The 13,586-nt window shown below is 74.7% G+C and carries 13 protein-coding genes and 1 tRNA gene; 8 read left to right on the top strand and 6 right to left on the bottom strand.

Annotated features, from left to right (window positions below; genetic code table 11):
• Positions 1–32: 32 nt before the first annotated feature.
• The 3 genes from BJY28_RS07570 to BJY28_RS07560 all read left to right on the top strand — a co-directional run bounded on the left by BJY28_RS07570 (position 33) and on the right by BJY28_RS07560 (position 1,658).
• Positions 33–407, top strand: coding sequence for an FmdB family zinc ribbon protein (locus BJY28_RS07570; RefSeq protein ID WP_179462473.1), 375 nt, complete (start codon positions 33–35; stop codon positions 405–407).
• A 42-nt stretch (positions 408–449) separates the two neighbouring features.
• Positions 450–1,091 carry an SAF domain-containing protein gene (locus tag BJY28_RS07565; RefSeq protein WP_179462472.1) on the top strand — a complete coding sequence of 214 codons (642 nt, stop codon included), beginning with the start codon at positions 450–452 and terminating at the stop codon, positions 1,089–1,091.
• A 198-nt stretch (positions 1,092–1,289) separates the two neighbouring features.
• Positions 1,290–1,658, top strand: a complete 369-nt coding sequence (locus BJY28_RS07560) for an MscL family protein (RefSeq protein ID WP_179462471.1) — start codon at positions 1,290–1,292, stop codon at positions 1,656–1,658.
• Between the two features lie 157 nt (positions 1,659–1,815).
• Here BJY28_RS07560 and BJY28_RS07555 read toward each other — a convergent pair whose 3' ends face one another.
• Entirely contained in the window at positions 1,816–2,043 is a 228-nt protein-coding gene (locus BJY28_RS07555; RefSeq protein ID WP_179461186.1) for a hypothetical protein, read from the bottom strand.
• On the bottom strand, positions 2,040–5,660 hold the full coding sequence (locus BJY28_RS07550) for a DUF4011 domain-containing protein (protein WP_179462470.1): 3,621 nt from the start codon (positions 5,658–5,660) through the stop codon (positions 2,040–2,042). Before BJY28_RS07550 ends, BJY28_RS07555 begins: the two co-directional genes overlap by 4 nt.
• A gap of 273 nt (positions 5,661–5,933) precedes the next feature.
• Here BJY28_RS07550 and BJY28_RS07545 point away from each other — a divergent pair.
• Positions 5,934–6,005, top strand: a tRNA-Arg gene (locus BJY28_RS07545).
• A 164-nt stretch (positions 6,006–6,169) separates the two neighbouring features.
• Here BJY28_RS07545 and BJY28_RS07540 read toward each other — a convergent pair.
• From BJY28_RS07540 to BJY28_RS07525, 4 genes are all read right to left on the bottom strand, one after another.
• On the bottom strand, positions 6,170–6,469 hold the full coding sequence (locus BJY28_RS07540) for a hypothetical protein (protein ID WP_179462469.1): 300 nt from the start codon (positions 6,467–6,469) through the stop codon (positions 6,170–6,172).
• A 138-nt stretch (positions 6,470–6,607) separates the two neighbouring features.
• The gene (locus BJY28_RS07535) at positions 6,608–7,261 is read right to left on the bottom strand and encodes an LUD domain-containing protein (RefSeq protein ID WP_179462468.1); all 654 of its coding nucleotides are present in this window, start codon (positions 7,259–7,261) and stop codon (positions 6,608–6,610) included.
• The gene (locus BJY28_RS07530) at positions 7,258–8,760 is read right to left on the bottom strand and encodes an LUD domain-containing protein (RefSeq protein ID WP_179462467.1); all 1,503 of its coding nucleotides are present in this window, start codon (positions 8,758–8,760) and stop codon (positions 7,258–7,260) included. The genes BJY28_RS07535 and BJY28_RS07530 overlap by 4 nt, the downstream gene beginning before the upstream one ends.
• On the bottom strand, positions 8,757–9,509 hold the full coding sequence (locus BJY28_RS07525) for a (Fe-S)-binding protein (protein ID WP_179463999.1): 753 nt from the start codon (positions 9,507–9,509) through the stop codon (positions 8,757–8,759). Before BJY28_RS07525 ends, BJY28_RS07530 begins: the two co-directional genes overlap by 4 nt.
• A gap of 106 nt (positions 9,510–9,615) precedes the next feature.
• On the opposite strand from BJY28_RS07525, the gene BJY28_RS07520 reads away from it, so the two are divergent.
• Genes BJY28_RS07520 through BJY28_RS07505 form a run of 4 tightly spaced genes read left to right on the top strand, consistent with a single transcriptional unit; the run spans position 9,616 to position 13,526 of the window.
• On the top strand, positions 9,616–10,134 hold the full coding sequence (locus tag BJY28_RS07520) for an O-acetyl-ADP-ribose deacetylase (RefSeq protein ID WP_179462466.1): 519 nt from the start codon (positions 9,616–9,618) through the stop codon (positions 10,132–10,134).
• Between the two features lie 45 nt (positions 10,135–10,179).
• Positions 10,180–11,544, top strand: coding sequence for a TrkH family potassium uptake protein (locus BJY28_RS07515; protein WP_343037009.1), 1,365 nt, complete (start codon positions 10,180–10,182; stop codon positions 11,542–11,544).
• Complete coding sequence (locus tag BJY28_RS07510) at positions 11,537–11,980, top strand: potassium channel family protein (protein ID WP_179462465.1); 444 nt, start codon at positions 11,537–11,539, stop codon at positions 11,978–11,980. Before BJY28_RS07515 ends, BJY28_RS07510 begins: the two co-directional genes overlap by 8 nt.
• A 10-nt stretch (positions 11,981–11,990) precedes the next feature.
• Positions 11,991–13,526 (top strand): fused MFS/spermidine synthase, encoded by a 1,536-nt coding sequence (locus BJY28_RS07505; RefSeq protein ID WP_179462464.1) that lies wholly within the window; start codon positions 11,991–11,993, stop codon positions 13,524–13,526.
• The last annotated feature ends 60 nt before the right edge of the window (positions 13,527–13,586 follow it).

The following is a 13,586-nucleotide window of genomic DNA, read 5'->3' as shown; positions in this document are numbered from 1 at the left end:
GCTCTGCCGCGCCGCCTATGATGACCCGCGAGATGCCTACCTATTCGTACAGGTGCACCGAGTGCGGCACCGCCTTCGACATCGTGCAGTCCTTCAGCGACGACTCGCTGACCGAGTGCCCCACGTGCGGGGGTCGGCTGCGCAAGCTCTACAACGCGGTCGGCGTCGTCTTCAAGGGCGGCGGCTTCTACCGCAACGACTCCCGCACCGACGGCAAGGGCGCCACGAGCGCCTCCTCGGGCGACTCCAGCAGCTCCGGCGGCGGGTCCTCGGACAGCTCATCGAGCACCGGCTCGTCGTCGGAGAGCTCGAGCAGCTCGTCCACGTCGTCGAACGGCTCGGGCTCCTCCGGCAGCGGCTCGTCCACAGGCTCGGGGGCCTCGGCCTCCTCCTCCACCACCTCCTGACGACACCGGCGGCGGGCGCGCCGCGGACCTAGCGTCGGCGGCATGGCTCGTACCTCGCTCGCCGACCAGCTGCCCGGTCTGCTCGGACCCTCCCGCCGGGCCGCCTGGCGGCGGGTGGTGCTGCGCCGACTGCTGGCCGTAGTCCTGCTGCTGACCGCCCTGCAGGTCGCCGTCGCCGCGGCCCGGGGCCCGGCCAGCGGGGCGAAGGTGGTCGTCGCCACCAGCGACGTCGCCGCGGGCGAGCCGATCCGCGCCGAGCACCTGCGCCTGACCGAGACGCGCGGCGAACCGGTCGCCGGAGCGCTGGAGGATCCCACCGACCTCGTCGGCAGCCGGGCCAGCGTGCCGATCCGCAGCGGCGAGGTGCTCACCGCCGCGCGCGGCACCGGCGCCGGGCTGCTCGCCGACGCCGAGGACGGCGACCGGGCGGTCTCGCTGCCGTTGCTGGGCCCGACGGACGTCTCGCCGGGTGAGCGGGTGGACGTCTACCGCGGCGGGAGCGCCGAGCCGGTGGTCCGCGACGCGCTGGTCGTGGCCGCCGACCCGCCGAGCGAGGACGGGCTCGCACCGTCGACGAGCACCCCGCAGGCGGTGGTCGCCGTGCCGAGCGCCGACGCCGGATCGCTGGTCGAGGCCCTCGGGGAGGACGCGACGACAGGATTCGTGCTGGCCCTGCGTCCGTGACCCTGGGCGGACCCGCAGCGCCCTGACCTGCGACGTCAGCGTGCAGCGTCTGACCGCGCCCGGATCAGAACTGTCCCCGGAGCACGAACGTCGCTGCCCCGATGCGTTTCGACTTGCGCGATGAGTGAAAGTGCAAGAAGATTCTTCGTCGCGCGATGGCGCGCGCCCCCATGTCTCCCCGAACCAAAGGACACGCCCATGAAGGGTTTCAAGGACTTCCTCATGCGCGGCAATCTCGTCGAGATTGCCGTCGGTCTGATCATCGCGACCGCGTTCGCCGCGGTCGTCACCGCGTTCACCGAGCTGCTGACCGCGGTCATCAGCAAGCTCTTCGGCGGCCCGCCGGAGATCGGCAGCATCACCATCGCCGAGATCAACGTCGGCCCGTTCATCAATGCCGTCATCGCCTTCATCATGATGGCCGGCATCGTCTACTTCGGCGTCGTGAAGCCCTACCAGGCGATGCGCGAGCGCTTCGTCCAGGAGGACGAGGAGACCACCGACGAGCAGGCCGAGATCCTGCGCGAGATCCGCGACGAGCTGCGCGCGGGCCGCGGCAACGCCTGACCTGACGTCGGGAAGGGGGCACGGCCGCGCCGCGCACCCGTCTGACGAACCGACGGCCCGGTCACCCCACGTGGGTGGCCGGGCCGTCGTCTGTCGTCAGGGCACCGTGGTCCGGGGCGCGACCCTGCAGCGCAGGGCGTCCCCGCCCGTCCTCCGGCTAGTCCCAGTGCGGCGGGCGCTGCTCGCGCAGCCACCGATCGTGCTCGTCCTCGTCGACCCGCTCGCCCCAGCCACGGTCGGTGTCGTCCCGACTCTGCTCGGGTCGACGACGCACCACCCGTCTCGCGGCTGGCTCGACGCGCTCCTCGCCACCAGCGCCTGGGGAGTCGGCGCCCACCGACTCCGACCCCACCGTCTCCGGGTCTGGCACGTCCGCCCCGCTCACGCGTCGTCCCGCGCCTGCCGGGCGGCACGCATCGCGTGCGCGATCCGGGCCTCCTGCCGCGCCGGGTCGGCATAGACCTCGGTCGACCACAGCCGCAGGTAGGCCCAGCCCAGCTCCTCGAGCCGTTCCTGACGGCGTCGACCGTGCTCGCGTGCCGCCGCCAGGTCGTCCGCGGGCGGCCCGTCGATGTCCACGGCCAGGGTGAAGCGGCCCCCGTCCTCGGGGTCGGCGACGACGAAGGCCACCGGGTGCTCGCGCAGGTCGAGGTCGGTGCGCACGGCGAGGTGGTCGGCGCGCAGCCGAGCGACCATGTCGGCGATCAGCGTCGGCTCCCCGTCCGGCTTCGCCGCCGACGGCCAGGGAGCGGTCTCCGGGTCGCCGGCGAGCTCGTCGAGCACCCCGCGCAGCGCCTCGACACCGGCGCGCTCACCCTCAGCGGCCGCGACGTCCTTCGCCGACAGCGCGCTCACCCAGACCGCCCACCGGCGGGCCCGGGTCGCGGCGAGCCGCACCAGCCGGTCGCCCACCGGGCCGCCGATCTCGCCGAGCCGGGTCGTGGGCCGCCCCTGGGTGGTGCGGCCGTAGCCGACGCTGACGACGACCTCGTCCCGCCCTTCGCCCTGCCAGCGACGGGCCGTCCGGACCAGCAGCGGCTCCGCCAGCGCGTCCAGACCCGCCGCGAGCTCGGCGTCGCCCGCTGCGGCCGTGGCCAGCGCCGTGGTCACCGCGGCCGCGTGCGCGTCGGAGAAGGTCAGCACCCCCAGGGACCGGGCGCCACGGCGCAGCCGGTCACGCACCTGCGTCAGGACGGCCTCGACCTCGGCCGGGGTGGTCGCCACCGTGCCGGTGCGCTCGTCCAGCGCGGCCCGTCCGTCGACGAGCACCAGGCCGGGCGGGCGCGGCAGCACCGGCACCGGCGTCGGGGTGAGGCCGCCGCGGTCTCCACCGATCCCGGCGACCGGCAGCGGCGGCCGGGTGCCCGGCACCTCGCGCAGCTCCACGGTCGGCAGGGCCTCGGCAGCCGCGTCGGCGATCGAGCGGCCGGGCGCGGTCGGGGCGTGCACCCCGGCGTCGGCGGTCCACGAGGCCGGCGGAAGCCCGGCCCGGTCACCGACGATCAGCACGCGGTGGCCCCGGGCGATCGCGGCCGCGCACCGCGCGAGGGTGGTGCGCGAGGCGTCGGCGATCACCACGAGGTCGACGCGCTCGGCCGCCGGCAGCACCTGGCCGACCACCGACGGGCTCATCGCCCAGGCCGGGGCCGCCGCGTGCAGCAGCGCACCCCACCGGGCGAAGGCTCCCCGCCAGGCGGGTCCGCCGCGCCGTCCGTCGGCGACGTCGGCGACGTCCCGGGCTACCTCACGCCGAGAGAGGGCGAGCTCGCGGAAGCGGCCTCGCTGCCGCGCCACCATCTCGGCGGCGTTGCGCCGCACCCGGTCCCGGTCGACGTCGGCGAAGGCGGTCAGCGCCCCCTCGAGCTGCGTGCCGCGGGCCTGCCCGTAGTCGGGGTCGAGGCCGGCCACGTGGTCGCGCACCGACATCCACCAGACGAAGTCCACCTCGTCGGCGACCGCCCCGGCCGGGACGCGACGCTCGACGAGGTCGTCCAGCAGCGGGCCGAGCCCGTCGGCGCGCAGCGCGTCGACCTGCGGGGTCACCCGTGGCACGGTCCTGGCGCCTTCCTCGTCGCGGGCCAGCCGGGCCAGCCGCTCCTCGAGCTCGTCCCATGGCGTGGCCAGCAGCTCCCCGCCCTCGGTGGTGTCGCCGAGGACGGCCGAGAGGTGGGTGAGGTCGGCGTAGACCCGCTCGTAGGCGTGGTGCGCCCGGTCGATGTCCGCGGGGATGCGGGGGCGGCCACCGCCGCCGGTGAGCCGGGACCAGGAGCGACGCTGGGCGTCGGCGGCGCGCAGCGCGGCGTTGAGGTCGGTCGGCGGCCGACCGGGGCGCAGCATCGCGCGGGCCTGGGCGCGCAGCCGACGGCGCTCGAGCAGACCGAGGTCGCCGCCGTCGGAGGTGGCCTGCAGCATCGGCTCGAGCGGGGTGTCGAAGATCTCGGAGCGGAAGACCTCGAGGGTGTCGCGCACCTTCTCGATCTGGGCGAGGAAGGTGCCGTGCTCGCCGGGGGTGACCCCGCGCGGCTCGGCGACGTCGGCGAAGACCTCGCGGACCACCCGCCGCAGGTCGTCCAGCGAGCCGCTGCGCAGCCGCTGCACCGCGGCCAGCGCCTCGTCCACCTCGTCGTCGGTGTCCAGGCGGGCGCCGATCCACGGTTCGTCGGCCTTCTCCGGGCGCCAGGCCTGCTCGCGGGCGAGCGCGGTGAGCCGCTCAGCGATCCGCTGCCGACCGGCCTGGTCGGTGGCGGCGAGGACGTCCTCGCTCAGCCGCACCCGGGAGCGCGGCGCCGGGCGGTGGCTGGCGAGCGCGACGATGGCGTCGTGCGCGTCGGCGACGCTGACCCCCCAGGGCTCCCGGACGGCGTGGATCGCGCGGACGTGCGCGGTCACCCCTTCGGCCTCGGTGGTGGTGCGGGCGGCGGGGGCGGAGGGCGTCTCGACGGCGGGCCAGCGCTCGGTGATGACCCGCGGGTCGACCTCAGCGGCCGGGTCGTCGACATGGCCGAGCAGCCCGGCGAGGCCGACGGTGGCGAGCCGGGCACGGACGGTGTCGACGACGGCGGGCTTCTCGGTGAGCAGCAGCACCCGCTGCGAGGTCCGGGCGGCCTCGATGAGGACGGCGGCGACCAGTCCCTCGGGGTCGGTGCCGGGAGCGGCCTCGACGTAGAGGTCCTCGCCGGCGGTGGCCCGGTCCAGCACCCGCTGCTGCTCCAGCGGCAGGTCGAGGACGGCGTGCCGGGCGCTGGTGGCGACGTTCCGCTCGCGGGGCGCGATCGGGGGGCCGCCGGCAAGTGCGGTGAGCGCGGCCGGCGGGTCGTCCTTGGTCGCGGTGGCGGTGAGGTCGGCCAGCGCCTCGGCCTTGCCGTAGGGGTGGGTGGCGACGAGCAGGCGGCGCTCGATGCGCAGCTCGGGCAGGTCGGCGCAGTCCCGGCGCAGCGCGGCGTAGATCGGCTCGGGGTTGAAGCCGCTGCCCCGCCAACCGCGGGCGATGAGCGCGTCGGCGTCGAGGTCGCGGCGCAGCGCCCGGCTGATGTAGGTGGTCAGGGCGGGGTTGAGCTGCACCCGCTGGTCGAGGTCGAGGGCGAAGTCGGTGCCGCCGGGCAGGCGACGCAGCCGGGCCCGTCGCAGGATGACCGGCGCGACCGGGCGCTCGTCCTGCCCGGGGACGGCCCAGGTGGCGGTGCCCATGGAGAGGAAGCAGGTGTGCACCCCGTGCTCCTGGGCGATCTCCTCGGCGTGCGCGGCGAGCCGGACGGCCTTGCGCTGCAGGCGGTGCAGCGTGTCCGGCTCGCGGACGAGGTCGCTGAGGCGGACCTCGCGCCCGGCCAGCAGCATGGCGACGCCGCCGGGGTGGGCGCGGGTGAGGTCGAGGATGTCCGGGTCGCGGGCCGGCCAGATGAGGGTGTTGGGGCCGCCGAGCTCCATGAGCTCGCGGCGCCAGTCGGCGCTCGCGGCAGCCACCGGGGAGCCGGAGGAGGCGGGTGGCTCGGCGGCGGTCGTCACGGCTGAAGGCTAACAACGCCCGGCGCTCCGCCAGGCCGGGACGAGGGGCATGCTGGGCGGTGGGGTGCGTGGCTGGCGATGACCGCTGCCTTCCAGGAGCTGGTGCGCAAGAGCGTCCCGCCGCGCTGCAGCTCGCGCCCTGGCCTCCCGGCACAGACGGTGATGCCGGGGAACCGGGCCCTCGGCCCCGCCGGGCTGCAGCGCGAGTCGACACGTGGGACCCGGTCGGCACCCACCCCGTACCCTTGGAGCCGCCCATCTGCGGGTGGGCCCGCCCTCGTAGCTCAGGGGAAGAGCACTTCTCTCCTAAAGAAGGTGTCGCAGGTTCGAATCCTGCCGGGGGCACCCCTTCCCTACTCCCCGGCCCTCCCATGTCCGCAACCCCTTAGGCAGTTGTGTCCGCTCAGGTTGCAGCCTGAGGAGCTGGGACCAAGTTGAGGGGATGCGACGTCGTCGAAGGGTGGCCCCAGCGACTCTCGGGGCGATGCGGCACCGCGCCCGAGCACGGGTCACTTCACCCGGCCGCACGAGCGGCAGACGCGGAAGGTGGGGTCGGTGACCACCCCGCAGTGCGGGCACACCCGCCGCGTCCGGCTCGTCAGCTCTCGGAAGAGCCGGGCCAGGCCGAAGGCGACGAGCAGCGTGATCACCATGATCGCCAGCGACTGGAGCAGACCGTCGCCCACCCATCCCTGCTCCTGCATCCACTGGGCGAGCCAGGAGGCGCTGCACAGTCCGACGACGAGGAAGAACCCCCACAGCAGGCAGCCGGGTCGCCGGAAGAACGTGACCTGATCCACCTGGCTCATCGGCACCCTTCGATCGACCGCGACGACCCCGGGGCAAGCGCGCCCGGCGACCCTGGTGGCGACAGACAAGCAGAGTTCTGCCCGCTTCGCGCGTCGAGCGGCCCACGCCGAGCCGGCCTCTGCCCCAGACCTGCTCCGCTACGCCCCCACGACCACGACCCGCAGGTCGCGGGGGCCGTGCACCCCTTCGACCCGGCTCAGCTCGATGTCGCTGGTGGCCGACGGACCGCTGATCCATGTCTGCGGGCGGGCCGGGTCCAGCGCCGCCACCGCCTCGACCACACCGACCACGACCTGGTCCTCACGCACCACGCAGACGTGCCGGTCGGGCAGCAGCGTCAGGGCCCGCCGCCCCTGGCCCGGCCCGTGGTCCAGGACGATCGTCCCGGTCTCGGCGATGCCCACCGTCGCGGTCGTCACCACCGCACCGGTCGCGTCCAGGTCGGCGCGGGATAGCCCGTCGTCGGCCAGCACCTCGACGTCCGACCCGACCGCCAGGTCGATGCCCAGCCCCGCAGGCACCACGACCCGCGTCACACCCGCCAGCTGGACGGCCACGGCCTCCCCCAGCTCCGCCTCGGCGCACCGCACCACCTCCGCCCGGTAGTCAGCCACCCGGTCGGCGAAGAGGTCCACGAGCTCGGCTGGCGTCGTCGGCGCCGACCCGGCCGGCCTCGTGCCCGCCGCGCCCACCGTCCGCTGCCGATAGCCACGGTCCACCGGCACCTGCGGCCGCTCCCGCCCACCGAGCGCGGCCCGCACCGACGCGAGCACCTCGTCCCGCGCGTTCACGGGCGACCCTCGCGCCGCCACCACTGCCGGAACGACTCCCCTGGCGGCACTGGCAGGTCACGCGCTCCGGTCCATCGCGACCCGGGGAAGGGCAACCAGGACAGCGCCCGTCGCCCCCCGGGCATCCCCCGCCCCGCGCGCCCACCAAGGATTCCCCCACTCAGCAGCCCCCCACCCAGCACCCGCCCGGCCAGCCCGGAGACCCGCTCCCCCAGCCCCAGCCGCCGCGCATCCCCGAAGGCCCACCCGGTCGCCGCCATCGCCACCGCCTCGGGCTTCGGCACCGCGTCGTCCCGGTGCGCGTCCACGACCTTCGTCCTCAGGTGCACCAGCACGTCCGGGATCTCGATGGCCACCGGGCACACGTCGCCGCACGCCCCGCACAGCGTCGAGGCGTAGGGCAGCGCGTCCACCTCCGGCGTGCCCACGCCACGCATCAGCGGGTTGAGGATCGCGCCGATCGGCCCCGGGTAGACCGACCCGTACGCGTGCCCGCCGACCCGCTCGTAGACCGGGCAGACGTTGAGGCAGGCCGAGCAGCGGATGCAGCGCAGCGCCTGCCGCCCCACCTCGTCGGCCAGCGCCCTGGTGCGCCCGTTGTCCAGCAGCACGACGTGCACCTCCTGCGGCCCGTCGCCGGGGGTGATGCCGGACCACGTCGAGGTGTAGGGGTTCATCCGCTCGCCGGTCGAGGAGCGCGGCAGCAGCTGCAGGAAGAGGTCGAGGTCGCCCCAGGTGGGCACCACCTTCTCGATGCCCACCACCGAGACGAGCACCTCGGGCAGGGTGAGGCACATCCGTCCGTTGCCCTCGGACTCCACGACGACGAGCGTCCCGCTGTCGGCGACGGCGAAGTTGGCCCCGGAGACCGCCATCCGTGCCCGCAGGAACTTCTCCCGCAGGTGCTGCCGGGCCGCCGCGGCCAGCTCGGCCGGCTCGTCGCTGAGGTCGTCCGGCGCGGGCCGCCCCGCCGCGGCCATCCGCTCCCGGAAGATCTCCCGGATCTCGGCCCGCCCGCGGTGGATCGCCGGGACGAGGATGTGGCTGGGCAGGTCGTCGCCGAGCTGGACGATGAGCTCGGCCAGATCGGTCTCCCAGGCGGCGATCCCCTCGCTCGCCAGCGCGTCGTTGAGCCCGATCTCCTGGGTGGCCATCGACTTGACCTTGACCAGCTCGTCGACCTCGTGCCGGCGGGCGACCTCGGCGACGACCCGGCACGCCTCCTCGGCGTCCCGGGCCCAGTGCACCACCGCCCCGCGCGCGGTCAGCTCCGCCTCCAGCCGGACCAGGTGCTCCTCGAGGTGGGTCAGCGTCTCGTCCTTGACCGCGGCCGCCTGCACCCGCAGGTCCTCCCAGTCCGCCACCTCGGCGACGACGTCCGCCCGCTTGGCGCGGATCGTGGACGTGGCGTGCGTGAGGTTGCGCCGCTGCTGGGTGTCGGCGAGCGCCCCCTTCGCCGCCTGCGGGAAGGGCGGGATGCCGAGGAAGGTGGCGCTCACCGGACTGCTCCGGCCGGCTCGTCCGCGGTCGAGGCGAGCACCTCGGCCAGGTGCATGGTGCGCACCCCGCTGCGCTGCCGGGAGAGCAGCCCACCGATGTGCATGAGGCAGGAGGCGTCCCCGGCGACGAGCACCTCGGCCCCGGTCTCGCGCACGTGCCGCGCCTTGTCGGCGCCCATCGCCACCGAGACGTCGGCGTTCTTCACCGCGAAGGTCCCGCCGAAGCCGCAGCACTCGGCAGCCATCGGCAGCTCGACGAGGTCGATGCTGCGCACCGCCTGCAGCAGCCGCCACGGGCGATCGCCGACCCGCAGCATCCGCAGCGAGTGGCACGTCGGGTGGTAGGTCACCCGGTGCGGGAAGTGGGCGCCGACGTCGATCACCCCGAGCACGTCGACGAGCAGCTCGGACAGCTCGTAGGTCACCGGACCGGTCCGTGCCACCGCCGCCCGCAGCGCCGGGTCGCCGGAGCGCTCGGCCACCAGCCGGTGCTGGTGACGCACCGACCCGGCGCACGAGCCGGACGGCACGACCACCGCGTCGTAGCCGTCGAAGGCCTCGGCGAAGGTGCGCAGCGCCGGCACCGCCTCGTCGAGGTAGCCGGTGTTGACCATCGGCTGACCGCAGCACGTCTGGGCCTCGGGCACCTCGACGTCCACCCCGAGCCGGCGCAGCAGCCGCACCGTGGCCCGCGGCGCCTCGGGGAACATCGCGTCCCCCAGGCAGGTGGTCAGCAGCCCGACCCTCATCGCCACCTCCGCTCCTCCGCTCGTCGCATCCTGCCACAGGCGGGAGGGCGATAGCGTCGCGCGCACGACGCAGGGCAGACCAGCAGACGGACGAAGGGAGCAGACGATGGCCACCATCGAGGCGGTCCGCGGCGACATCACCACGCAGCGGGTCGACGCGATCGTCAACGCGGCGAGCACGGCGCTGCTCGGCGGGGGCGGCGTCGACGGCGCGATCCACCGCGCCGCCGGACCGCGCCTGCTCGCCGAGTGCCGCGAGCTGCGCCGCACCCGGCTGCCCGACGGGCTGCCGACCGGCCAGGCGGTGGCCACCGGCGGCCACGGCCTGCCCGCCCGCTGGGTGATCCACACCGTCGGCCCCGACCGGCGCGCCGGCCAGGACGACCCGGCCCTGCTCGCCTCCGCCTTCCGGACCAGCCTCGGAGTGGCTGCCGAGGTGGGGGCCCGCACCGTCGCCCTGCCCGCGATCAGCGCCGGCATCTTCGGCTGGGGCCGGGAGGAGGTGGCGCGGGCCGCCGCCGAGACCGTCCACGAGCACACGCCGGAGACCCTGCTGCTCGTCCGCTTCGTGCTCTTCTCCGAGGAGCTGCTCGCCTCCTTCCGTGACGCGCTCGACCTGGACTGACCGCCCGCGCACGACCGCGACCGGACAGGTCTAGAGTCAGCGGCTGTGGGTCACCCCCGCGCGGTCAACTCGCACCTGCTCAACCGGCTCGTCGCCAACCCGGCACGCACCGTCATGCTGGGTTTCGCCGGGGTCATCGCGGTCGGCACCGTGCTGCTGGCGCTGCCGGTCGCCGCCGAGCCCGGTCAGCGCACCGACCTGATCACCGCCCTCTTCACCTCGACCTCGGCCACCTGCGTCACCGGGCTGGTCACCGTGGACACCGCCACCCACTGGTCCGCCTTCGGTGAGGTGGTCATCCTCGTCCTCATCGAGATCGGCGGGCTGGGCGTGATGACCGCCGCCTCGCTGCTGCTGCTCGCCGTCGGGCGCCGGCTCGGCGCCGCCTCCGCGGCCCTGAGCAGCGCCGAGTCCCGCGCGATCCCGCGGGAAGAGGTGCGTGAGGTGATCGTCACGATCACCCGGATCAGCGCGGCTGTCCAGGTGCTCGTGGCAGCCAGCCTCGCCGTCCGGCTGGCCACCCGATACGACCTCTCCCCGGGCGAGGCGGCCTACAGCGGCGTCTTCCACTCGATCTCGGCCTACAACAACGCCGGCTTCGGGCTGCGCGAGGACAGCATCACCCCCTACGCCGCCGACCCCTGGGTGTGCGTGCCGCTCATGGTGGCGGTGATGCTCGGCGGGCTCGGCTTCCCCGTGCTGTGGCACCTGCGACGCCGCCTGCTACGACCCGGTCAGTGGTCGGTGCACGTGATGATCACGGTCTGGGGATCGGTCGTGCTGTGGGTCGTCGGCGCCCTCGTCCTGGCACTCTTCGAGTGGCACAACCCCCGCACCCTCGGCGCCCTCGACCCCGGCGCCCGGCTGCTGACCGCGACCTTCCAGTCCGTGGCCGCACGCACCGCCGGCTTCAACAGCGTCCCGATCGGCGACCTGCACCCGGAGTCGCTGCTCGCCCTGGACGTGCTGATGTTCATCGGCGGCGGCAGCGCCGGCACGGCCGGGGGCCTGAAGATCACCACCTTCGCCGTCCTGGGGTTCGTCATCTGGGCCGAGCTGCGGGGCGAGCCGACGGTCCGCACCTTCCACCGTCGGCTGCCGGCGAGCATCCAGCGCAGCGCCCTGAGTGTGGCCCTGCTGTCGGTGGCCGTGGTCGTGGTGGCCACCGGAGCGCTGCTCGTGCTGACCAACGCCACGCTCGACGAGGTGCTCTTCGAGGCGGTCTCCGCCTTCGCCACCGTAGGCATGTCCACCGGCCTGACCACCGAGCTGCCCCCCGCGGCCGAGCTCGTCGTCATCGCGCTGATGTTCCTCGGGCGGCTCGGGCCGATCACGCTGGGCGCGGCGCTGGCGCTGCGCACCCGGCCCCGCCGCTTCGAGGTCCCGGAGGAGAGGGTCACCGTTGGCTAGGTACGACGTCGCCGTCATCGGGCTGGGGCGCTTCGGCAGCGCCCTGGCCGTCCGGCTGGAGGAGCAGGGCCGCCGGGTGCTCGGGGTGGACACCGACCCCCGGCTGGTGCAGTCCCTGGCCGACGACATCCGCCACCTCGCCGTCGCCCAGGCCCGCGACCCGGAGACCCTGGAGCAGCTGGGCATCACCCCCGAGACCCTCGTCGTCGTCGGGATGACCGACGTGCAGGCCTCGATGCTCATCGTCACCTCGCTGACCTCCCTCGGGGTCCGCAAGATCTGGGCGAAGTCGGGGTCGGACCAGCACACCGAGATCCTCTCCCGCCTCGGCGTCACCCGGATCGTCCAGCCCGAACGAGAGGCCGGGCTGCTCATGGCCGGCGAGCTGCTCGAGAGGCACCACCAGCGCCACCGCCGCGGCCGACGCCGCCCGTAGGCTGCGCGTCGTGGCCTCGACCGACCCGCCCACCGCCTCCACCACCCCGCCCGCGGACGCCCCGCCGGCGAGCCGCCCGTTGCACCCCACCGTCGCGACCGCGGTGACCTTCGGCTCCTCGGCGGCCGTGCTCGTCCTGGAGATCACCTCGCTGCGGCTCATCGCCCCCTACGTGGGGATCACCATGGAGACCAACACCGCGGTCATCGGTCTCGCGCTGGCGGCCATCGCCCTCGGCGCGTGGCTCGGTGGGGTGACCGCCGACGAGCGGCCGCCACGCCCGCTCATCGGCCCGCTGCTCGTCCTCGGCGGGGCGCTGACCATGGCGATCACCCCGGCGGTGCGCTGGTTCGCGGCGAGCAGCGACCCGGCCTCGGCCGCCGGGATGGCGCTGGTGCTGGCAGCGATCTGCGTCTTCGCCCCGGCCGCGGTGCTCTCCGCGGTGCCGCCGATGGTCGTCAAGCTGCAGCTGGCGTCGCTGCACGAGACCGGGGCGACCGTGGGCCGGCTGTCCGCGGTCGGCACCATCGGCGCCATCGTGGCCACCTTCATCACCGGCTTCGTGCTCGTGGCGCTGGTGCCGACAAGCATCATCCTGCTCGTCACCGGGCTGCTGCTCGTCCTCGGCGGCGTCGTCCTCGCCTGGACCGGCCGGGGCGAGGACGAGGTGTCCGCCGGGACCGGGGCCTCGCTGGTGCTGGCGCTCGTCGCCGGAACCACCGGGGTGCTCGCCCCGGACCCCTGCGACGTCGAGACCCGATACCACTGCGCCTCGGTGGTCGCCGACGACGACCGGCCCGCCGGGCGCACCCTGGTGCTGGACACGCTGCACCACAGCCACGTCGACCTCGACGACCCCACCTATCTCGAGTTCGGCTACGTGCGCACCTTCGCCGGGCTCATGGCGGCGGCCGCACCGACCGGCAGCGGCAGCGACGTGCTGCACGTCGGCGGCGGCGCGATGACCCTGCCGCGCTACCTGCTGGCCACCCGGCCGGAGAGCCGCAGCACCGTCGTCGAGATCGACCCGGGGGTCATCGACATCGCCCGGGACGAGCTCGACCTGCCGCGCTCGCCGCGGCTGCAGGTGGAGCAGGCCGACGGGCGGGTGGCGCTGGCGCGGACCGGCACCGACAGCCAGGACGTCTACGTCGGGGACGCCTTCGGCGGGGTGGCCGTGCCGTGGCACCTGACCACCCGGGAGACCTACGCCCAGGTGGACCGGGTGCTGCGCCCCGGCGGCGCGGCCATGCTCAACCTCATCGACCACGGCGAGCGGGAGTTCCTCGCCGCCGAGGTGGTGACGATGCAGGCGGTCTTCGCCGAGGTCGCGGTCTACCACGAGGCCGAGGACACCGACGGCGGCAACTTCGTGCTGCTCGCCTCCCAGGAGCCGCTGGACGACACGGCGATCGACGCAGGGCTGGCCGAGCAGGACTCGCCGATGCAGCGGATGAGCGCGGCCGAGGTCGCCGATCTGACGCGCTCGGCCGAGGTGCTCACCGACGACCACGCCCCGGTGGACCAGCTGCTGAGCCAGACCTGAGCGCTCCCCGCGCCGGGAGATAGGATCGGGCAGGTCCGGCCCGCCGACGGCCCCACTCCC

The organism is Janibacter alkaliphilus, from assembly GCF_013408565.1.
Lineage (GTDB): Bacteria > Actinomycetota > Actinomycetes > Actinomycetales > Dermatophilaceae > Janibacter > Janibacter alkaliphilus.
This window is presented reverse-complemented; position numbering and strand designations above follow the sequence as displayed.